Genomic DNA, 20,582 nt, shown 5'->3' with positions numbered 1-20,582 from the left:
CTCCAATTGGATGTGGGATGTCCCTGTTCGGGGGTAAGCCTGGGATTCAGCTCTTGTTGACGCCTGCCGACATATTGACACTCTGCATGATCGTCTTCTGGGCAAACAGGAACAGGATCAAGAGCGGAGCGATGGTAAAAGCGCTTGCGGCCATGATCTGCGGCCAGGCCAATCCATAAGCGCCGCCTTCGACGAAGAAGCTGCGCAGACCCGCGGAGACCAGTCTCAGATCCGGGTCTTTCGTAATCAGCATCGGCCAGAAATAATTGTTGTACTGGTCGATGAACGTAATGAGGATCATGACGGCGAACGACGAACGGATCAGCGGAGCCATGATCGTCCACAGAATCCGGAAGTGCGAAGCTCCGTCCAGCTGCCCCGCTTCGACGAGCTCGTGCGAGACCTGGAGAAACGCCTGCCGCAGCAGGAAGATCGCGAACACGCTCACGCAGTTGGACAGGATCAGACCCGCGTAGCTGTCCAGCAGATGCAGTTCGTTCAGGATCAGATAGCTTGGCAGATAGACGGCCGTGCTGGGAATCATATAGCCGACGAGCACGATTGCGGTGAAGGTGCCTTTTAGCCGGAACTTCATATGGGTCAGCGCGTAAGCCATCATGCTGGCATTGATGACCTGCAAGGCGCAGATCGAGATCGCCACGAAGATACTGTTGAACATGTAGCGGGCGAACGGTGCCGAATTCCATGCCTCTATGTAATTGCCCCAGTTGATCGACTCCGGCCAGAAGGTCGGCGGGAACCGCCAGATCTCGTCGTTCGTCTTGAGTCCGCTCGTCACCATCCAATAGAAGGGGAAGGCCATCGCCAGACTGATGACCGCCAGCAGCATGTAGCGTACGACGATGCCGAAGCGTTCCCCGGCCGGTACGAACCGGCGGCTGCCTTCTTGGCCCGCTCCCCGGCGAAGTTCGCTTTTCTTGCTCGCTTTTCTTGCTTCGGTCATGTTCATGAATAGTGCACCAGGCGCCGGCTGAGCAGGAACGACAGCCCCGACAGCAGGACGCAGATCAGAATGATGATGACGGCGATCGCGGAAGCTTCGCCGACGTTAAACGTCTCAAAAGCCGACTGGTAATACATATACAGCAGAGTGCGCGTCGATCCGGCCGGTCCGCCCTGCGTCATGACATTGATCTGGTCGTACGCCTGCAGCGACTGGATCGTCAGGATGATCGACAGGAACAGCGTCGTCGGGGAGATCAGCGGCAGCGTGATCGCCCGGAACTTGTCCCACGTGCCGGCTCCGTCGATCGAAGCGGCTTCCAGCAGATCGGACGGCAGATTGCGCAGCGCGACCAGATAGAACACCATCGACCAGCCGATCGACTTCCAGATCGTGACGATCATGACGGCGGCGAGCGCCCAATTCGGATCCTGCAGCCAGCCGACCGGCGAGAATCCGATCCAGCCCAGCGCCAGATTGGCAAGTCCGACATCAGGTTCAAAGATCCACGACCAGGCGATCGAGACCGCGACCGTCGGCGTGACCCACGGCGAGAACATCATGGCCCGGAACAGACCGGTCGATCTGAGCTTGCTGTTCATCAGCAGCGCAAGCGCAAGCCCGCCGACGATGATCGGAATGACCGTGCCGAGTCCGAACATCAGCGTCACCCGAAGAGCTTGATAGAATTCGGGGTGCGTCAGCAGATACGTATAGTTGTCCAAGCCGACAAACAGCTTCTCGGGACTCATGAAGTCCCACTCCGTGAAGCTTAAGTACAGAATGTAGCCAAGCGGTCCCAGCCAGAAGATCAGCAGCGGGACGAGTGCAGGCAGGGTGAACAGCACCGCTTCGCCTTCCCTGAACATTTTCAGACGCAAATCCACAACTCCTCTATGTTCAATTTTTTTTGATAACAGATTTCTGCGAGCCGTTTTTGTGACGTTTCATTCTACCGTACAAACATGATTGTACATTCGATTTGAAAAACGGGGATTATCCCGGTGTTAAATCTGCAGGGAATCGTGTAAAATATGTGGGGTATGTGAGAACAAAACGTCCGAATCTCGATTCAGGGGTGACATCGTGGAAAAAGAATCCGCCGGAACGTCCGGCTCTTCCGTAACGCCCGAGCGGCGGGAACTGCGGGAGAAGATCATCGAGTCGATCGCTTCGACAATGGATCTGTACGGGGTAAACCATTCATTCGGGCAGCTCTACGGCATCATGTACTTCGAGGACCGGCCGATGACGCTGGAAGAAATGAAAGACTTCATGAATATGAGCAAAAGCAATATGAGCTACGCTGTACGTGCCTTGACGGAGTCCCGGATGATTTACAAACTTGACGAGAAAAAAGATCGCAAAGACCAATACGTCGCCGAGACCGACTTTTTCCGCACGTTCCGGAATTTCTTCGGCGCCAAGCTCCAGCGGGAGATCGACGTGATGCTGTCCAGTATCCGCGAAGTCTCGCCCGACCTGTCGGAGATCGTTCTCTCGCGGCAGACGCAGGCCGACGAACGCGAGCAGGCGCTGCGCGACCTGCATAAGCTTCAGCATGCGGAGCAGTATTACATCTGGCTCCAGGGATTCGTCGATCGGATGCAGGGCGGCGATTTTTTCGAAGAAAAAGAGTGAACGTGGGCTCGGCTCGGCTCGGCTCGGCTCGGCTCGGCTCGGCTAACGGATTGTATGTCCCTTACAGCGCCGAATCAAGCCTTTTCCGAACTGTAACGGATCGTAGTTCCGTTAGCCGCTTTTTCGCCCTCTTTTTCCGCCAAAAACAAGCCCAATTCCATTCTAAGCGTCATCTGAATCCGTTAGAATTTCAAAAACCTCCAAATCAACCGCTAAGCGTCTCCTGGTTCCGTTAGCATTCGCCGGGCCGCTCCGCGACGTGACCCTTATGTCCGGATCCACGCAAAAGAAACCCGAAGCTCCAAGCTGGAGCTTCGGGTTTTTCGACAATCCGGGTCTTCGGTCTTTGGCATCGAGATTTGGCCTCGGCATCTAGCACCGATATTTAGCCCCGCTGTTTAGCACGGGCCTTTGGCACCGCCACCGGCCGGCGCTTCTTACATTTTTCGGCAAGCGGCGGTCGACTCGTTCAAAAAACGTGCCGTTTCCCGGTGCGGGCAGATTCTTCGACGGCGTCCAGCAGTTGATGCAGCTTGACCGCTTCATCGAAATTCGGAGCCGTGGACGTGCCTTCGGCGATGTCCGCCGCAAATTTGCGGTACGCGTGGGCGACGTTCAAGACGAAGCCCGAATCGCTTTGCAGCGAATCCGGCACGTCGACGTAGGACGCGGGAATATCCAGATCCCGCAGCTCCGCGTCGGACGCGCCCGCTCCGCGCAGCCGATGCGATCCGAACTGGATGGTGGCCGGCGCGCTCAGCACGAGCGTACCCTGGTCGCCGAAGATTTCGATCGTCAGGCCGGTCCCGTGCTTCACGCCGCCCTGGACGTGAACCTGGGCCGCGGCGCCGCTCTCCAGCAGGCCGCCAATCAGGATCTGATCGTCGGTCGTCTTGGTCATACGCTCGTTCGTATCCGTGATCCGAACTTCCGCGAACTGCTGCGCCGTGACGGCCGACAGTTCCTTGAACTCTCCGAGCATGTACGTGAACGCGTCGAGATTATGGCCGGTCACGATCGTCAGCAGGCTGCCGCCGACTTCGTGGTCGAACAGATACGAGTTGGCTTTGTCGGATTCGCCGCCCATCCCTTCGATCGACAGGTTCAGCTTGGCCGACAGCACTTTGCCGACGAATCCCTGCTTCAGCAGGTCTTTGACGTAGTTGACGGCCGGAGCCTGCCTCGCCTGCAGGCCGATCGCGTTCGGGATACCGCTCTCGGTGACCCACTGCCGCATCTCCAGCGCTTCCGCCGTATTCGAGCCGAGCGGCCATTCGCAGTAAATCGGCTTGCCCGCGGGAACGATCGCCCGGACCGCCGCATAATGCTCTTTGACGTTGATGCTGACGACCGCCAGATCCACGTCGGGATGACCGGCCAGATCGGCCGCCCGGTCGAACGCGTGAGCCGCGCCGAAAGCTTCGGCGCTTTGGCGCGCGCTCTCCATCCGGCTCGTGCCGACCGCCGTCAGTTCATACTCTTCCAACTGCTGCAGGGCCGGGATATGCGTGCCTCTCGCCCAGCCGTTGTTGATCGATCCTCCGATAATGCCCGTTCTGATTTTTCGGCCCATGCTTAACGTCTCCTTTTTGATTCAACGATTTTTATTCAACGATGCGATTTGGCGTGCCGGTGCTCGGGATAAGGCAGTTCCAGCAGGCCGCGCAGCGTGTCATGCTCGTATTCCGTACGGAACAGTCCCCGATCCCGCAGGATCGGAACGACCAGCCGGATAAAGTCCGCGAAGCCTTCGGGATGGTCCTGCCGGATCAGCAAAATATCCATCAGCCCGGCAAGGTGCCAGCGTTCGATCCGGTCGGCGACCTGCTCGGCGGACCCCATGAACGTCGGCTTGGGCATCCGGTATCCGCGCGGCATCCACGATTCGATCTCCCGTATTTTGTCCAGCGCTTCCTGCTCCGTTTCGCCCACGATCGGATTCTGCGAAGGCATCAGCAGCAGGTCGCGCGGCGAACGCCCTTGAGCGGCGGCTTTGCTTCTAAGTTCGGCCGCGTATCCGGTCAGGTAGGCAAAATCGTCGCCAGGTGCCATGATGACTTCGGCATGCCGCGCGGCGATGTCCATGAACGTCGGCGAAGTGCCGGCTTGAAACACGACCGGTCTCCCCTGTCTGGAACGACTGACGTTCAGCGGTCCGTCCACCGAGAAATAGTTCCCTCTATAATTCAGCGCGTGCATCTTGCGGGGATCGTAGAAAACTCCGCTCTCTTTGTTCCGGATAAAAGCGTCGTCTTCATACGAATCCCACAGCCCTTCGACGACGTCCAGAAACTCTTTTTGCATCGGATACAGATCGGACTTGCGCAGATGGCCCCGGCTGTAATTGACGAGTCCGCCCGGATTCGACGTGACCGCGTTCCATCCGGCGCGGCCCCGGCTGATCTTGTCCAGCGAAGCGATCTGCCGCGCCACCGTGAACGGATCGGCATACGAAGTCGCGATCGTGGCCGCAAGCCCGATCGATCGGGTGACCATGCTCAAAGCGGACAAGATCGACACCCCTTCGAACATGCTCAGATAATGCGGAATCATGCCGGGACCGATATGGCTGACGTCCGCCAGGAAGATCAGGTCGAACTTCGCTTCTTCCAACTGGATCGCTTTTTCGGCGTAGTAATCTATGTTTTCGCTGGCGTCCGCCGGCATGCCGGGATGTCTCCATCCCGTATGATTCCAGCCGACGCCGTCGATAATGCCTCCCAATTTGAGCTTTCTTTGTTCCACCTTGGCCTGTTCTCCTTGTCTGCGCAGATCGAGGCGGCGGCTAGGCCAAGTTGTTCTCCATATGCCGCATGAGCGTCCGGAGCACGAGCCGGTCTGCCTCGGGGATGCCGTGGAGCAGCTTCTCCCGCAGTTCCCGCCACTTGTCCTCGACCGGCTGCTGCAGCGCGCGGCCTTCGTCGGTGAGAAAAATCCGCATGACCCGCGCGTCCGCCCCGTCTTTTTTGCGATAAATGAATCCGTTCTGTTCCAGCGTCTTGACCATGTTCGTGACGGTCGGCGGCTCGCACTTGAGATGTTCGCACAGCTGCATCTGCGTAATGCCGTCGCCGAGCCATAACCGATACAACAAATTATCCTGTCCGGCATAAAGATTGAGTTCTCTCAGCGATTCGCCGTAATTGCGCCGCATCTGCGAGGAGACCCGGTCCAACGATTGGCGAATCTCGCAATCCACTGCATCTGTATCTGTATCTGTCATGAGTCAACCATCCATTCTTTCCCGATATTTAGCAGGCTAAATTTATCATGGACGAGGAGGGGTGTCAATTTGCCGCAGCGTCTTCATTTTTTGGCAAAGCCCTGCTTGTTCAAGTAATTCATCATACCCGGCAGGATGCTCCGTTCCAGATGATCCTGCACGTGGTCGCTCCATCCTTTGACCTTTTTGGCGGTAAAAGGCGCTTTGACCGGACGCTGCTCGTAATAATCCAGCACGGTGCGGTCGTATTCGGCCAGTTCGTCGCGGTCCAGCGTCCGGTACCGGTCTTCGAACAGGACCATGGACTGCGGCAGCCTCGGTTTCAAGCCGGCTTTCTCTCCCGCCGGCACGCCGAGGCACAGTCCGACAAGCGGAATCGTGTATTCCGGCAGTTCGAGCAGGTCGGACAGCGCTTCGATATTCGCGCGCACGCCGCCGATGTATACGCCGCCGAGACCAAGCGATTCGGCGGCCGTCAGCGCGTTTTGCGCCATCAGGCCCGCGTCGAACGCTCCGATCAACAGGAATTCGATATAGGACAGGTCCACGTCCGGCGCGATGCGATGGTTGCGGTTGAAGTCCGCGCAGAAAATCCAGAATTCGCCCGCTTCTTCGATATACGGCTGATCCACGCACAGCGCTCTGACCTGCTTGCGCAGATCCGGGTCCGTGATGCGGATAATGGAGACGGCTTGGAGCAGGCTGAACGACGACGTCTGGTTGGCGGCCCGGAAAATAACGTCCCGCTGCTCGTCGGTCAGCGGTTCGGGGGCATAGGAACGGACGGATACGTGATTGTGCAGCAGTTCGATCGTAGGATTCAATGCTTTTCCTCTTTTCTATTGAATATGATTGGGGACAGGGATGGAAACGGGAGCGCCAAGGTTCAAGGCTGCATCGCTCCGTATTGGTACGACACGCCCATATTCTCGCGCAGCGTCGCGCCTTCGTAGTCCCGATGGAACAAGCCGCGTTCCTGCAGGATCGGGACGACCTGTTCCACGAAATCGGCGACGCCGTCATGCGCGATGTCCGGCACGACCGAGAATCCGTCGCAGGCGCCGGCTTCGAACCATTCCTGCAGAAAATCGGCGACCTGCTCGGCGGTGCCGGCAACGACCGGATGGTAATTGATGACGCCGTGGGCCAGCACGTCAAGCACGGACAGTCCCTGCTTGAGCAGCTGCAGCGCGCGCGGAGAACGCGGATCGCGCGGACTGGCGTACGCTTGTGCCAGCAGCTCGTCGGGCAGCGGCGCGTGAATGTCCACGGTGCTTACCGACAGCGGCAATCCGACCATCGAGCCGAGATAACTCACCCGGCCCGGAATCTCCGCGGGATTGAAGCGCATCAGCTGCCTGCGCCGCTCCAGCGCTTCTTCTTCCGTCGCGCCGAGCGAGAACATGAAGCCCGCGTACATCTTGATGGCGTCGGGATCGCGCCCGAACCGGACCGCGCTCTGCCGAATAGCCTGCCTATGCTCGCGGGCCGATTCGATATCGTACGGATTGGCGTAGACGCCCGAAGCGTATCGGCCGGCCAGCTCCAGCCCTTCCCGGCCTCCGCCCGCCTGAAAAATAACAGGCTGTCCCTGCTCGGACGGCGGGATCGGCAGCGGGCCGCGCGACGCGTAATACTCGCCCTGCAGGTTGATGGGGCGAACCTGATCCATGTCGGCAAAAACGCCGCCTTCCGCGTCCAGCTTCCAGGCGTTCTCTCCCCAGCTTCCCCACAGCGCCTGCACGATCTCGATGCTCTCCTGCGCGCGGGCATAACGTTCTTCGCGGCCGGCGACCCGGGCCCCGAAATTGGCGGCGGCCAGCGGCTCGGACGTCGTTACCGCATTCCAACCTACGCGCCCGCGGCTGATAACGTCCAGCGCTTTGAACTGGCGGGCGATCGAGTACGGATAGTTGAACGTCGTCGACAGCGTCGCGACCAGTCCGATGCGCGACGTCTCCCGGGCCACCGCCAGCAGCGCCAGCATTGGGTCCATCGGGAACATCGGCGTCTGCGGACCGAGATCGACGGTCAGCGCCGGCGTATCGGCGATAAAGATCATATGGAATTTGCCTTGTTCGGCGATCTGCGCCCGCCGTACGTAGGCGTCCGTGTCGGCGTAAGCCGCCGGATCGGTGCCGGGCATACGCCAGGCGCTGAATTCGGCGCCGTAGCCGGACACCATTTGCAGAGCAAGCTGCATCGGTTTGCGAGAGGTCATGGTTCTTTTCTCCTTTGAAATTTGTTAAAATGGTATTTAGCCTACTAAATATATAAAACGCATGCTGCGTTCGACGGCGTGTAGCTATCATAAGTCCGGCGCTTGGCTTTGCAAAGAAGGCAATTTAAATAGGCATAGTCCATAATTTTGTACCTTTGGATCGGGAGGGATCGCCATGAGAGTCTGTTTGAACGGATTCGAGCCGGCCTTTATTGAAGAAAAAGAAGATCTGTACGCAATCGTCCTGACGCAGAACATCCTGTCGGGCCGATGGAAATATTTCATTCTCTGGTATCTCAAAAGCGGAACCCGCCGTTTCGGCGACATCCAGCACTTTCTGGGCGGCCTGTCGCAAGGTTCGCTCACCAAGCAGCTCAAGGAACTGGAGAAAGACGGCGTTATCCATCGGAAAGTGTACCCGGAAGTTCCGCCCAAAGTCGAATATTCGCTAACTGAAAAAGGCGTTCGGCTGCTGCCGATTCTGGAGCAGATGGAAGCGTTCGGGAGAGAGTACGGGGAAAACGGGCCGCAGGGGGAACGCGGGAAATCCGATGGAACGGACGAGCCCGGCGAACCGGGAAAATCGTGAAAAAGAAAAAGGCATTCCGGCAGCAGAAGGCGCTGCGGTCGGAATGCCTTTTTTTTAATTCAAAACGTCTACAAACAATCTGTATCTCTCATCTTTTAATGGAATTGAGCGGTAGGAACATCGAAAGTTCCCTATACGGCCGATAAAAGAACGAGCTTGGCAGATTGTGCGGGCAGCAAAAGCGATATCTGTTCACGAAATGAATCCCGCCCTGTCGATCGTTCATCCCATATGCCGTTATTCCCTCGTTTGTCGGGCTTCGGTTCCTTCGAAACCTTCCTTCTACCGGTACTGCCTCGGATCGTGCGGATTCGGGATCGGCTCGGGATGGCGCCGGCACCACTGCACCGCGTGGTCGCTCAATTCGTGGAACAAGTCGTAATCCAGATAAGCGATCTTCGGCTGCCGGATACGGTTGATGATCGTCTCGACCCGCTCCCTGAACACGGGGTCGGCCATACGCTGCGCGTGGAACGTTTTCTCGATAAAGTCGGCGAACAGCTCGTACCCTTCATCCCAGTTCGCGTTGCCGTTTCGCTCGGCTTCGTCATGCAGGCGGGCGACCGAACGGATCAGCTCGCCCTGTACGGTCGGGGCTTGGCCGCTGTCCGGTACAAGAGTTTCGTGCAGCTGTTGGAATTCCTGCGCATATTTCATGGTAGAACGCCTCCTTTTGTATCAGAAAATCCCCAGATCGTTTGCTTTGACCCGGCTCAACTGTGCTTCAAAGTCGCCGCTTGGCGGAATCTCCGACACGGGGTGCCAGCTTCCGCCGCTGTCGAGCCCATAAACGCGCCAGCCGCCGGCATCCAGCCGAAACTGCGCGACCGGCAGCTCGATCCAGTTCGTGCCGTCTTTGGACGGACGCTGTTCGACCAGTGTCAGCTCGTCGCCTTCCAGCGCATAACCGATACTCCTGCGGCTGCGCAGCTGTTCTTCGGCGGTACTCTCCATATAATGACGCATGATTTTCTCTATTCGTTTCTTGGTAAAATCGTCCATCCTCACTGTTCCTCTTCTCTTTGCATCCGATTTCCGGGTATAGACCCTTTTCGAGCGGCCGCCAGCCTGCCGGCCAGCTCGTGCTCCAGTGCCGATCCCGCTTCCAGGCGCCGTGACGAACGCGGCGGAGCGAAGCTGAACGCTTCGCGCATTTCGTGCAGCGCCAGCGGCTCGATCGGCTGCACCGACAACACGGGTACGGCGAATCCGTATTCCACGCCGTCCAAGTATTCCAGCGTCTCCGCATACGAGCCGGGCTCGCCTTGCTCCGCGATTGCGGCCAGTTCTTCCGGCGTTCCCCGGAACGGACGTCCAAATTCGGCATAAGCGGCAATCGCGCCGACCGGCACCGGGATGTACAGATACGCCTCGGCCGGTTGATCCGTGAAGCGCCGCCGGAATTCATGCCGCTTCGTACCTGCTTTCATCCGCGCGTACGGATCGGGACGCAGGCTGACAATCAGCAGACTGCGCGGCAGTTCCGCAGGGTTCTTTTCCATTTTACCGCGCTCCCCCTTCTTTCCGACAACCCCCTGGGTCCAAGTGAATTTGTCGGCCTTTTTCAGCATACCACCTTGTCTATCCCTTCTTCCTGCCGTTCACCAATTCGTACCGATAAATCTTCGCCGGAAGAAGCCGCTTTGTCCGTTCCGTCTTCAATTGGTCGGTTCCAGATCCGCTACCATCGTGATCGACGTGCCTTCGCGTCCGGCTTCTTGGAAGCCGAAGCGGCGGTACAGCTTCATGGCCGGTTCATTGCCCGGATCGACGCTCAGCGAGACCCGCTTCACGCCCCGCTCCCGCAGTCCGTCCAGCAGATGCCGGATCAGCGAGGTTCCGATTCCCCGGCCCCGGCTGCCCGGCAGCAGCGCCATCCCCAGCTCCGGGACGTCGGGCGCGACATAGCCGTAGCCGTGATCGGCGGCGCCGAAGAAACGTGCCGTCGCCGAACCGAGCGGCGTTCCGTCCGGCGTTTCGGCGATCACGCCGAAGTCGCCTTGACGCCCCCAACCTTCCACATACTTGCGCATGGAAGGTTCTTCGAGGATCGAGCGGTCGAACGGTTCCCTGCCTTCTCCCGCATAGAGCGATTCGAACAGCATCTCCCACAGAAAAGGAACATCCCGTGCTTCGGCAGGGCGAATCCGGTAGAGCGACTCTGCATGACCCGCCGTTCTGTCGGCAGCACTCTTATCCGGCACCGCAGCGGGTTCTTTCTTGTTTTCCCTTTCGTTCGGCATTCTGCTGCTGTCCCTCCTTATTGAATAAAATTTTCTTTCCGAATCTGTCCAAGCGGACGGATGCAGAAGTTTATCGTTCAGGCTTTTTTATTCCGCTTGCGCCGCTGCCATAGTCCGAATACAGCGGCAAGCAGCAGAAGCGCAGCAAAGATTCCAACCCACCTTATAGCTTTACCCGTTCCTTCGTCCGCTTCTTCGGTCTGCGGCGGGGCCTCGAATTTTGTGCCCGCTCCGAGTTCTTCGAGATCCGCGACGGTTCTAACATTCTCCTGGCTGATCTCCCCCGAGCGGCCGCAGTTTGTGACTTCATACCTTCCATCGTGATCATACGGATAAAGCAGATAACGCCCGCTTTTTTCAAAATCGAACTGGCAGCTGCTCCAGCCTGTGTAGACGACGACTTCCGGTTCGTTCACGCCTTTCCAGCTTTCGTCGACAACCAGAGTAGCGGCGAAGTAAGCTTCATTTCTGCTGACCTTAAACTCTTTAATTTCACGCACGGTTCCCGTAAAAACAGCCGCAGCTTCCTTTTTTGCCACTTGCGCGTTTTCGGGAATCATACAGCTGCAGGCCAACGATTTTTCTGTCGGCAGCAGCAGGTTTAACGGCAGCAGAATCAAAATGAGCGCCAGTACGATCCGTATTCTTTTTGGCACCATACAGCCTCTTTCCCCCAATTTTCTGGAATTTTATCTATTAGACGGAATCTGCGATCCAAACGTTACGAAAAGCTCGATTTAACTCATCCAGAGTGCCGCTTCGTCCCGAATTTGAGTCTTGGAGTCCCTTTTCGGGTAATGAGGGTAAGAATTGTTACGGATATTGCGCGTTTTTCATCTATTATTTTCAAATAAGAAGGAGAGCTGGTCCAACCTATGAGTAAAACGATTTTCGTATCCAACCGTCTTCCCGTCACCGTCAGCAAGAACGAATCCGGCCTGGAGTACAAGGAAAGCATAGGCGGTCTGGCTACCGGACTCAAAAACTACCATGAACAGGGCAGCACGGTCTGGGCCGGCTGGCCGGGCGTCGCACAGGACGACCTGAGCGAAGAAGAGATCTCCTCGGTTGCCGACACCCTGAGAAACGATTATAAATGTCTGTCGGTCCCTCTGACTTCCGACGACATCGAACAATATTACCACGGCTTCTGCAACGAAACGATCTGGCCTCTTTTCCATTACTTCACGAGTGCGGTCGAATACAAAACGGACACCTGGGAAGCGTATCAGCGGGTCAACCGCAAGTTCTTCGAGTCGGTGGATCCGCTGATCGAAGAAGGCGACACGATCTGGATTCACGACTACCAGCTCATGCTGCTGCCGCAGATGATCCGGGAGAAGCACCCTGACGTGAAGATCGGATTCTTCCTGCATATCCCGTTCCCTTCGTTCGAAATCTACCGTCAGATGATCTGGCGCAACGAGATCCTTGAAGGCTTGATGGGCGCCAACCTGATCGGTTTCCATACGTACGATTACGTGCGCCACTTCCTGAGCAGCGTGCGCCGTCTGCTTGGGCACGAGCACAGTCTGTACAAAATGCAGCTTCAATCGCATCAGGTACAGGTCGACGCTTTCCCGATGGGAATCGACTACGAGTATTTCTCCAAGACGCCAACCAAAGAAAATGCGTCGCAGGAAACGATGGACTTTGTCAAGAGCACGAAGGACGTCCGCAATATCATTTCGGTCGACCGTCTCGATTACACCAAAGGCATCCCCGACCGGATCAAAGCCTTCAAACATTTCCTGGCCAACTACCCGGAATATCGGGAAAAGGTCCGCTTGAACCTCATCATCGCTCCTTCGCGGGTCGGGATCGAGAAGTACGATAACCTCAAGCGCGAAATCGAGGAACTCGTCAGCGAAGTGAACGGCGAATACGGCACGTTCAACTGGATGCCGGTCTGGTTCTTCTTCCGCACCGTCTCCCAGGATGACCTGATCGCTTTTTACCGCCACAGCGATGTGCTGCTTGTCACTCCGCTGCGCGACGGCATGAATCTGGTCGCCAAAGAATACGTCGCTTCGCGCACCGATTACAAAGGCATGCTCGTCATGAGCGAAACGGCCGGCGCGGCCAGCGAACTCGGCGAAGCGATCATCGTCAATACGAACGACCACGCCGCGATCGCGGCCGGAATCAAGATGGCGCTCGAGATGCCGGAAGAAGACAAGATGGACCGCAACAAAAACATGCACCGCCGGATCTCCCGCTATAACGTCAAGTTCTGGGCGGAAGAGTTCCTGAATACGCTGCAGGGTTCGTCGGAAGAGAAGATCCATACCGAACCTCTCGACCGCCTGACTTCCGCTTCGTCGGAACTCGATCTGGCGTACCGGACCGCCAACAACCGTGTACTGTTCCTTGATTACGACGGGACGCTGGTCGGCTTCAAGCCGACGCCGGATCAGGCGCGTCCGGACCGCGAGCTGAAGCAGCTGCTGACGACGCTCACCGAAGATCCGAAGAACACGGTCGTCATTATCACCGGACGCGACCGTTTCACGGCCGAGAAATGGCTCGGCGATCTCAACCTCAGCATCGTCGCGGCGCACGGCCTGTGGTTCCGCCCGGCGGGCGGCGAATGGACGATGACGCTCAATATCGACAACGAATGGAAAGAATCTATCCGTCCGATCATGGAGACCTATACCGACCGGACGCCGGGTTCGCTGATCGAAGAGAAAGACTATTCGATCGCCTGGCATTACCGCCAGTCCGAACCGGACATCGCGGCCGTGAAGCGCAACGAACTCAAGGAAGCGCTCATGTCGATCACCCAGTCGATGACCGTAGGCGTACTGGACGGCAACAAAGTCATCGAAGTGAAGGATACGAGGGTCAACAAAGGCCACGGCGCGCATCTGGTGCTGAGTCAAGGCCACTTCGACTTTGTCTTCGGCGCAGGCGACGACCGGACCGACGAAGACATGTTCGCGGCGCTGCCGGAGAACGCGTATTCCGTCAAGATCGGCAAAGAAGTGACGGCGGCCCGGTACCGCCTCAAATCTTCGGGCGATATCCGCGCTCTGCTGGGACGCTTCACGCAGGTGTCCGGCGAAGTCGCGGAAGACGCGGCGAAGAGCAAGTAAGCGGCCGGACCGTTTATGGGTAGGAAGTATGAAAAGAAGCCGAGCGGTTTGCTCGGCTTCTCAGGCTGTCGAGAAAGTCCTATTCGTTTAGTAAGCTCGTCGGCTGCGGGAGAAATTCGTTAGCGTATGCTTCCGATGTGCCTTTCTCCGAAAGGCTTTAGGTCGCGTGTTGAAATCGGGAAAAAGGATTGGATTTTAGCGGAATTTTCCCGATTTCAAAGGCGAACACTATCGTTCCTTCACTGAATTTCTCCCTCCGCCTCCTCGCTTCACTTGGATTCAGACTTTCTCGACACGTTGAGAAGCCGAGCGGTTTGCTCGGCTTCTTTTTTGTGTGTTTTTTTGGGGGGTGGAGCGAGGCCAGGCGGGACTGAACGCGGCAGGGCTAAGCTGAACGCGGCAGAGCAAGGCCGCCTTCGAAAGTGTGCACATAAAGGCAGCATCCCCGCGACTGCGCCCTTTTCCGATACTCCGATCGCCCCAGGAATAATCGGCCGCTTATCAAGCCGACCTTCCTGCGCCTTCGTCGATTCCGGCTCTATCCTTCCGGCACAATCGCCTGCACCTCGATCTCCACCAGCAGAGCCGGATCGATCAGCGCCTTCACTTCGACCATGGTCGCCACGGGGCGAATATCGCGAAAGACTTCACCGTGAGCGCGCCCGATCTCTTCCCACTGCGAAATATCGGTGACGAACATGCGCGTGCGGACGACATGCTCCATTTTCGCTCCGACATGCGCCAGTGCTTCTTCGATCGTGCGCAGAATCTCCGCCGTCTGCCGGTACGGATCGCCGACTCCGACGACCTCCCCGTCCTTCATCGCGGTAGTGCCCGCGACTTCCACGACGTTTCCGACACGCACGGCGCGGCTGTAACCGACGATCGGCTCCCAGGGAGAACCGGTCGAGTATGTTTGTCTGGTCATGCGCTCACATCCTCTTCTTCAAACCTTCAACGTATAACTTCCCGCTTCGCCGAGGAAATCCTGCCGGCTCAAGTTTTTTCGCCCAGCAGCTGCCGATAAGCGTTGATCGTTCCGTCATGGCTGACGATGACCGTTCTTCGGGCATTTTGCAGCGTGATCCAGTCGAACATTTCTTGCGTCAACCGTGCGAATTCGGCTTTGGGCAGCGTGTTGATTCCGCTTCTCCACAGCGCTTCATGATCCGCCTGCCGCAGCATCAAGTTAACAGGATAAGCCTGCACCGCTTCCCGCGTCAACGGAATATCGCAGGGCAGCGTGGTCCACTCCGGATTCTGCGGGAACATGCGCGGGCCGACTAGCGGACTGACCCATGCCGTCCGGCTATCGGACAATTCCGTCAGCCGTTCCAGCGTTTCCAGTGTACGCACGGTCGGACTGACCAGCAGCAGATCCCCGCCGTCGATCCGGATCCTTTTTTTCAATTCGTCGGCCTGCCTTTTTCCACGGTCCGTCAACTTGGGGTGAAGTCGGTTCAGCCGGTCCGGCGTATCCAGATTATGTTCTGCCTGACCGTGACGAATAAACAGAAATTCCATACGGGCGCCTCTCCTTTCACGTTTGACCTTGCCCCCGTCAACCGCAGCTTTTATAATGGACATATTCATTTTACACGGTATTCATCTATCCACATCATTCAACGGTTTAAAGCCATAAAGGAGAAAAGTCATGATGCAGTCCAACCTTCCCCTCTCTTCCAAGATCCCTGTTCGCGAAAAAAACATCATCCTGATCGGCTTCATGGGCGCAGGCAAAACAACGATCGGTCAACTGCTGGCGGAGAAGCTCGGACGGGAATTTCTCGACGCCGACCACGAAATCGAAGAGCTGCACGGCATGCCGGTCACGGAAATCTTCAAGACGATGGGTGAACCCGCTTTTCGGCAGATGGAAAAAGAGTACCTGACCAAACTGTGCCGCAGCGAGCGCGAGAAAGTCGTATCGCTCGGCGGAGGTTCTTTCATGCAGGAAGCGATCCGGGAAGCCTGCTTGTCGAGCGGGATCGTGTATCATCTCGACTTGAGCTGGGATTCCTGGCTGGACCGCTTTGAAGCCTTGATCGATACCCGTCCGATCCTGCAAAGCAAATCGCTGGCCGAAGTGGAAGAGATGTTCGCCAGCCGCAAGCTCGTCTACGCCGACAACCATCATACGATAGCGGTCGATGCGCAGACGCCCGAGCAGATCGCGGAAGCCATGGCGCAGCAGATTAAGGCCGGCTGGACGCGTGAAGGATAAGGCTCAACCCAAAAGCGGAAAGCACATTTGAGTGCTTTCCGTCTTTTGGTATAATCGGTTCCCGTTTAGGATGGATGCTCTCGAGAGGACTGCTGCGCCTGCGGACGGTTTTTCTCGATCAGCCAACAGTCCCGCAGTTCGCCTTCGTGCATTTCTCTGCGCTCCATCCGTTTGACTCGAACAAATCCGTTTTTCTCGTAGACCCGCAGGGCCCGCTCGTTCCGAACCTGAGGGTCCATGACCAGCTTGTAGGTTCCGCCTTCCTCAAACAGATAGTCCGCCACGGCCGCAATCACCCGCGTCCCGATGCCTTGGTTCCAGCAGTCGGTCTCGCCGATAAATTGATCCATCCCGTATATTCGATCCGGACTTTCTGCATATCCATAGTCTTCGCGTTCTTCGTCTTCCAGCAAATAAAACTGTATATACCCGATTGCGCGTTCTTCGTACATAATGAGGCCCTTCGTCTCATTCTCCGATTCTTCGTAGAAGTCTTCCTTAATCCGCTCTGCATCATACAGATTGTCCCGGCCTTCGTACCATTCCAGCACCGCCGGATCAGTCAGCCACCGCAGCAGCAGCGGCGCATCTTCCAAGGTGTGCGTTCGCAGGGCAATCCCGTCTTTTTGGAATAAGATTAGGTTCATGATCCCACGTCCTCCTGTTCAAAAGAGACTTTGATTGGCTGCCTGCTACCTTGCATCAACCATGCGCTGCACATCTTTCAAAATAGGTTCCATGCGTCCCTCGTAACTCTCAAAAGACACAAAAGCTTCATCATAAGCTTTGTCGAGCGCCGCCTGCTCCTGCGTATCGAGAGCCTCAATAAATAAGTCGACGCCTTGGCGTCCTTTTACACCCATATCCAAGAGCATTTCATGCACCTCGGAGAGTGCTTCGTATAAGGGGGCATACTCCAAATCTGGAACTTCTATTCAAGAAGCCTCGTATTCCAACAGAGTAAAAGCAGTGTTTGACGAAACCAAAGACTTGCGCAGATCCTCATCCTCAATCTCGTAGTTTTGCCAAGCCAAAATCGATTGGGAGAGATTAATCATTGTGGATTGAGCTACGTCTATCGTAGGTTCCACCTGGTCTACATAATCTATTACAAGCTGTTTATCCGCATCGGTGAATGTTTGCGGTTCTTCAGACATATCGCTCGGCTCGGTTTGTTCGGCTGCGGTTTCGACTGCCGCTTCCGCTTCAGGCTTTTCGACCTGCGCCGCCTGCTGTGTCACCGCTGACTCCGTAGGAGCTGCGGCCGTCTCTTTCGCTTCATTTCCACATGCCGTCATGACTGCCAATGAACAGACCGCCAACCCGATCCACAATCCTTTTTTCATCATAAATCCCCCTGTATTTGTTCTGAGTTTTTCACTTTCCAAACTTACAGGGGAATATACGCAGCTGCCAAGCAAGTGGGTTCAATATTTATCCATTTTTCTTTTTAGTTCCTTTTTTCATTACGCAGAGATAGGCAGCTTCAAAACATCACATCAATCAGGCTCCCGTTCGTCACTCTGCGGTTCTATTCGATACTCGTAAATCCGGGTTTCCGCGCCGTCGATCTCGTATCCTCTGCCGATATGGATCCAATTGTACCTTTCGTAGTAGCCGTCAAGATCGGTACACAGATACAAACTTCGGTATCCTTGGGTCCGCACTTCGTGGATCGCGTGCTCGAGCAGCTCTGCGCCGAGTCCGCGGCTGCGCCAATCGGGTTCGATATAGAGGCAGGCCAGCCAAGGGCTCAGATCCTGCCGACTGTTCAAATCGCTGCGCAGCAGCGCGTACGAACCGACGACCGATTCATCCTCTTCATTCGTCAGCAGAAAAAATCGCGGCAGATCGGAGTCGGTGTCACAGGAACGCTCGATACAATCCCGGTAAAAAGACTGGTTGGATTCGCTGCCCCATTGACCCCCTATATACGCCGCCGCTTCGTCGGTCCGACCCGGATAATTCCGTACGTCGATCGTGCGCAGAACGCCAAGCGCGTGGTTCTCGTCTGTGAGCCATCCTTCGATCCGGCGGTGCCGCCCCAGACCGACCGTGTCGAATTCGTCGACTTCCTCTTCCGCGCATTGTACGCCCAGCAGCCGCAGCGCCTGATTGATCGCTTTGTCCGCCCGGACAGCGTGCAGCAGCTCTTCCCCGTTCTCCCACACGACAGAAGACTGATCGCCCCAACCGCCAAAATAATCGGCCTCCGCGTAAACGATTCGGCTCTTTGTCTTTTTCGACAGATTGTGGCCGAAGGCTTCGATCCTGCCGGTCAGGGAATCCCAGCCTTCCCGCAGCGGTTCTGCGCCGGCGTTGATCCCTTTCTGTAGATCTTTGTCGAGCGGAAGCACGGCCAAGCCGCCGGACAACGCAACGACTTTTGCCTGTCGGAGTCGGACTCCCGCTGTTTTTAACGATTCTTCCGAACCTATAAATCCTTGAAAAGTGTAGCTCATCGGCGGCGATCCTCCATTCTAAGCAGAAAATTCCGCAGCGGGACCAGAATCAGCGGCGGAATCAGACACATCACACCGTACAGGATATAGGCAAAAGGCAGCCATTCCCGCGTTTCTTCCACACTGCCCATGTGCATATAATCCCGTTCGGTCACCCAGAGCAGCGCAGACATGACAAGCAGCAGCGCATTGGAGAACAGGACGTATCCGATGTTTTTCCAGAGAGCGCAGTAGACAAGCATCGTAATTAAGGTCGTCACCCAAAAAGCGGACGAAAAAGCAGTCAGAAACAGCCCCAGCAGCAGCGGATACAAGATCGCCAGCCCAAGCTGGAGCCGACGGTTCGTATACAATCTCATGATTGGCCTCCCTTTGGCTTCAGATAAGTTTCGAGGGCCGGACGCTCGGGCGGAGAGCAAAGTCTGTCAGGAATCCGTCTCCCGTTTCAACTGTGCTTCCGTGCGGCGATCCATCGCTTCGCGCTCCTCATCGCTGAGACGGTTCGCCCCGTCGATTTCCCGCTCGAGATCGTAGTTTTCCGCTTCGGCCTTGCCCATCAATCCTAAGTGCCGGCGAATCTCTTCCATCCCGGCATGAAGTTCGCGGGTACGGCGCGCATTCAGAATACTGAAAGCGAAAATAACAGCCAGAACCAGATAGATACCGATATACTGCGGGAGGAATAACATAAGCAGCAGTCCAAGTAACGTCAGGCCAATCAGATAAATCAAACTCATGAATCTCACCTCCTCTGAAACCCTTCGTTATAACCCTTTGCCTGCCCGGCAGTTCTCCGACGCCTCGCGAGCGGTGCTTCGAATCACGGGATCTTCATGTTCGAGAAAACGTTCGACAATCGGCGCATATTCGGGATTGAACGTACAGCCAAGCGTATCCAGCGCTTCGCGCAGCATCTGCGGTTCAACCTCGCCGATCCGCTCTGCGAGCTGTTCCAAACGTCTACCCGAATACAGCCTCATCAACTCGTACGCGTCTTCCTTGACATGGATTGAACGCTTCCGCAGCACTTCCCGTTGTAAAATTCCGAAAATTTCTTCGGCATATGGCAGCTCATATCCGAAATACGGGTCCAGTTATTTATCCAGGCAGAAGAGTAGACTCCGGCGCCCGGCATCGTCGGAATCCCGCAGACAGGCTTCGATTGCTTCCGCGCCGCTTTCGACGATTTCGGTCTGCCGCTCATCATATCGGACGGTAGTCAGGTTCGGTGGGGTTTCTTTTTCGCTCATATCGTATGGTCCGATTGTGGATTTCGGTATTCCGGAAACATACTGCGATCGATCATCAGCACCCCGCGTTTGGCAGCCTGCGACGATTCGACCGACGGGCGAGCCGATTGGACTTTCTCTGCCAATTCCGAACCTGCGAGAACAAACGGATACATCTGCGGTGTACCGCCACTGGCAATTTGCTTAAGCGAAGACGGGCCTCCGTTTTCCAGACTGCTCTGGATCAAGACGACGGGCATCTCGGCCCAGATTCGAACACAAAAATCGATCAGCGAGCGCAGTCGATCTTCCCTGAACTCCATCTCCAAGATCGTCGGGGCGTCTTCGTCGACGAAAATCTCGTATTCCGGAGTCAGCAGAACGGCCTCCAATTCTTGGTTATAATCGCTCCAATACAACCGAAGGTGTTTAAAGACGTCGGACTGAAGCAGCATTTGCTTGGAACTCTCCCGAAAGCGAGGATCGCACTCCGGGTTAACGGTATCTTTCGCATTCTGCACATTCGACTCCACGATTTCGGCCGCCGGGTCGCACTCGCCGCCTTGGCCATAGCCGCTTCGAAAAGGGTAAACCGCAAAGGTCTTTTCGTAAAATCCGCGCACAATCTCTCCCCGAAATTCGGGAAAGCCGAAATTAAAGCTGATGATAAAGTAAGTAGGCATCCTAC

General features: G+C 56.4%; 27 protein-coding genes. 4 read left to right on the top strand and 23 right to left on the bottom strand.

All coding sequences use genetic code 11. From position 1 onward, the window contains the following. Positions 1-46: 46 nt before the first annotated feature. Complete coding sequence (locus HRQ60_RS14535; RefSeq protein ID WP_172196710.1) at positions 47-850, bottom strand: carbohydrate ABC transporter permease; 804 nt, start codon at positions 848-850, stop codon at positions 47-49. Between the two features lie 116 nt (positions 851-966). Then, a complete protein-coding gene (locus tag HRQ60_RS14530; RefSeq protein ID WP_425501685.1) occupies positions 967-1,833 on the bottom strand; it encodes a carbohydrate ABC transporter permease in 867 nt (288 codons plus the stop codon). 217 nt (positions 1,834-2,050) lie between these two features. Here HRQ60_RS14530 and HRQ60_RS14525 point away from each other — a divergent pair, with 217 nt between their 5' ends. Continuing rightward, positions 2,051-2,605: a GbsR/MarR family transcriptional regulator gene (locus HRQ60_RS14525; protein WP_343044698.1), complete on the top strand. Its 555-nt coding sequence runs from the start codon at positions 2,051-2,053 to the stop codon at positions 2,603-2,605. Positions 2,606-3,074: 469 nt separating this feature from the next. Here HRQ60_RS14525 and HRQ60_RS14520 read toward each other — a convergent pair whose 3' ends face one another. From HRQ60_RS14520 to HRQ60_RS14500, 5 genes are all read right to left on the bottom strand, one after another. Then, positions 3,075-4,178, bottom strand: a complete 1,104-nt coding sequence (locus HRQ60_RS14520; RefSeq protein ID WP_172196599.1) for a Gfo/Idh/MocA family protein — start codon at positions 4,176-4,178, stop codon at positions 3,075-3,077. 35 nt (positions 4,179-4,213) lie between these two features. Beyond that, a complete protein-coding gene (locus tag HRQ60_RS14515) occupies positions 4,214-5,350 on the bottom strand; it encodes an NtaA/DmoA family FMN-dependent monooxygenase (protein ID WP_172196598.1) in 1,137 nt (378 codons plus the stop codon). 40 nt (positions 5,351-5,390) lie between these two features. Then, the gene (locus HRQ60_RS14510; RefSeq protein ID WP_172196597.1) at positions 5,391-5,828 is read right to left on the bottom strand and encodes a MarR family winged helix-turn-helix transcriptional regulator; all 438 of its coding nucleotides are present in this window, start codon (positions 5,826-5,828) and stop codon (positions 5,391-5,393) included. Between the two features lie 83 nt (positions 5,829-5,911). Beyond that, complete coding sequence (gene nfsA, locus HRQ60_RS14505; RefSeq protein ID WP_172196596.1) at positions 5,912-6,652, bottom strand: oxygen-insensitive NADPH nitroreductase; 741 nt, start codon at positions 6,650-6,652, stop codon at positions 5,912-5,914. Between the two features lie 62 nt (positions 6,653-6,714). Continuing rightward, positions 6,715-8,049, bottom strand: a complete 1,335-nt coding sequence (locus HRQ60_RS14500; protein ID WP_172196595.1) for an NtaA/DmoA family FMN-dependent monooxygenase — start codon at positions 8,047-8,049, stop codon at positions 6,715-6,717. A gap of 175 nt (positions 8,050-8,224) precedes the next feature. Here HRQ60_RS14500 and HRQ60_RS14495 point away from each other — a divergent pair, with 175 nt between their 5' ends. Further along, positions 8,225-8,638 (top strand): winged helix-turn-helix transcriptional regulator, encoded by a 414-nt coding sequence (locus HRQ60_RS14495; protein WP_172196594.1) that lies wholly within the window; start codon positions 8,225-8,227, stop codon positions 8,636-8,638. Between the two features lie 282 nt (positions 8,639-8,920). Here the strand turns inward: HRQ60_RS14495 and HRQ60_RS14490 are convergent, their stop codons facing one another. The 5 genes from HRQ60_RS14490 to HRQ60_RS14470 form a co-directional block, all read right to left on the bottom strand. After that, the gene (locus HRQ60_RS14490; protein WP_172196593.1) at positions 8,921-9,295 is read right to left on the bottom strand and encodes a hypothetical protein; all 375 of its coding nucleotides are present in this window, start codon (positions 9,293-9,295) and stop codon (positions 8,921-8,923) included. A 21-nt stretch (positions 9,296-9,316) separates the two neighbouring features. Further along, positions 9,317-9,640 carry a DUF3024 domain-containing protein gene (locus HRQ60_RS23725; protein WP_246281336.1) on the bottom strand — a complete coding sequence of 108 codons (324 nt, stop codon included), beginning with the start codon at positions 9,638-9,640 and terminating at the stop codon, positions 9,317-9,319. Between the two features lie 2 nt (positions 9,641-9,642). Then, the gene (locus HRQ60_RS14480; RefSeq protein WP_172196591.1) at positions 9,643-10,140 is read right to left on the bottom strand and encodes a hypothetical protein; all 498 of its coding nucleotides are present in this window, start codon (positions 10,138-10,140) and stop codon (positions 9,643-9,645) included. 156 nt (positions 10,141-10,296) lie between these two features. Then, positions 10,297-10,881 (bottom strand): GNAT family N-acetyltransferase, encoded by a 585-nt coding sequence (locus tag HRQ60_RS14475; RefSeq protein WP_172196589.1) that lies wholly within the window; start codon positions 10,879-10,881, stop codon positions 10,297-10,299. 77 nt (positions 10,882-10,958) lie between these two features. Then, positions 10,959-11,501 carry a hypothetical protein gene (locus tag HRQ60_RS14470; protein ID WP_172196587.1) on the bottom strand — a complete coding sequence of 181 codons (543 nt, stop codon included), beginning with the start codon at positions 11,499-11,501 and terminating at the stop codon, positions 10,959-10,961. A gap of 255 nt (positions 11,502-11,756) precedes the next feature. Between HRQ60_RS14470 and HRQ60_RS14465 the strand changes: the two genes are divergently transcribed. Beyond that, positions 11,757-13,979, top strand: coding sequence for a bifunctional alpha,alpha-trehalose-phosphate synthase (UDP-forming)/trehalose-phosphatase (locus tag HRQ60_RS14465; protein ID WP_172196585.1), 2,223 nt, complete (start codon positions 11,757-11,759; stop codon positions 13,977-13,979). Positions 13,980-14,517: 538 nt separating this feature from the next. On the opposite strand, the gene HRQ60_RS14460 is transcribed toward HRQ60_RS14465, so the two are convergent. Next, positions 14,518-14,907, bottom strand: a complete 390-nt coding sequence (locus HRQ60_RS14460; RefSeq protein WP_172196583.1) for a RidA family protein — start codon at positions 14,905-14,907, stop codon at positions 14,518-14,520. 68 nt (positions 14,908-14,975) lie between these two features. Then, positions 14,976-15,503 carry a histidine phosphatase family protein gene (locus HRQ60_RS14455; protein WP_172196581.1) on the bottom strand — a complete coding sequence of 176 codons (528 nt, stop codon included), beginning with the start codon at positions 15,501-15,503 and terminating at the stop codon, positions 14,976-14,978. Between the two features lie 133 nt (positions 15,504-15,636). On the opposite strand from HRQ60_RS14455, the gene HRQ60_RS14450 reads away from it, so the two are divergent. Beyond that, positions 15,637-16,203, top strand: a complete 567-nt coding sequence (locus HRQ60_RS14450; RefSeq protein ID WP_172196704.1) for a shikimate kinase — start codon at positions 15,637-15,639, stop codon at positions 16,201-16,203. 65 nt (positions 16,204-16,268) lie between these two features. Here the strand turns inward: HRQ60_RS14450 and HRQ60_RS14445 are convergent, their stop codons facing one another. The 9 genes from HRQ60_RS14445 to HRQ60_RS14400 all read right to left on the bottom strand — a co-directional run bounded on the left by HRQ60_RS14445 (position 16,269) and on the right by HRQ60_RS14400 (position 20,577). Continuing rightward, positions 16,269-16,850: a GNAT family N-acetyltransferase gene (locus HRQ60_RS14445; RefSeq protein WP_172196579.1), complete on the bottom strand. Its 582-nt coding sequence runs from the start codon at positions 16,848-16,850 to the stop codon at positions 16,269-16,271. A 45-nt stretch (positions 16,851-16,895) separates the two neighbouring features. After that, complete coding sequence (locus tag HRQ60_RS14440; protein WP_172196577.1) at positions 16,896-17,123, bottom strand: hypothetical protein; 228 nt, start codon at positions 17,121-17,123, stop codon at positions 16,896-16,898. 15 nt (positions 17,124-17,138) lie between these two features. Then, on the bottom strand, positions 17,139-17,552 hold the full coding sequence (locus tag HRQ60_RS14435; RefSeq protein WP_172196575.1) for a hypothetical protein: 414 nt from the start codon (positions 17,550-17,552) through the stop codon (positions 17,139-17,141). A gap of 150 nt (positions 17,553-17,702) precedes the next feature. After that, positions 17,703-18,665 carry a GNAT family N-acetyltransferase gene (locus HRQ60_RS23485; RefSeq protein WP_216671595.1) on the bottom strand — a complete coding sequence of 321 codons (963 nt, stop codon included), beginning with the start codon at positions 18,663-18,665 and terminating at the stop codon, positions 17,703-17,705. Then, positions 18,662-19,024, bottom strand: a complete 363-nt coding sequence (locus HRQ60_RS14420; RefSeq protein ID WP_172196573.1) for a hypothetical protein — start codon at positions 19,022-19,024, stop codon at positions 18,662-18,664. Before HRQ60_RS14420 ends, HRQ60_RS23485 begins: the two co-directional genes overlap by 4 nt. 66 nt (positions 19,025-19,090) lie before the next feature. Next, entirely contained in the window at positions 19,091-19,402 is a 312-nt protein-coding gene (locus HRQ60_RS14415) for a hypothetical protein (protein WP_172196571.1), read from the bottom strand. A gap of 27 nt (positions 19,403-19,429) precedes the next feature. Next, positions 19,430-19,648, bottom strand: coding sequence for a HEAT repeat domain-containing protein (locus HRQ60_RS14410; protein WP_172196569.1), 219 nt, complete (start codon positions 19,646-19,648; stop codon positions 19,430-19,432). Positions 19,649-19,759: 111 nt separating this feature from the next. Beyond that, positions 19,760-19,915, bottom strand: a complete 156-nt coding sequence (locus HRQ60_RS14405; RefSeq protein ID WP_172196567.1) for a hypothetical protein — start codon at positions 19,913-19,915, stop codon at positions 19,760-19,762. Continuing rightward, entirely contained in the window at positions 19,912-20,577 is a 666-nt protein-coding gene (locus HRQ60_RS14400) for a hypothetical protein (RefSeq protein WP_172196565.1), read from the bottom strand. The genes HRQ60_RS14405 and HRQ60_RS14400 overlap by 4 nt, the downstream gene beginning before the upstream one ends. Positions 20,578-20,582: the final 5 nt, after the last annotated feature.

It is taken from the genome of Saccharibacillus qingshengii, from assembly GCF_013185195.1.
GTDB lineage: Bacteria > Bacillota > Bacilli > Paenibacillales > Paenibacillaceae > Saccharibacillus > Saccharibacillus qingshengii.
Note: the sequence above shows the minus strand (reverse complement) of the source record. Positions and strands in the feature narration are given on the sequence as shown.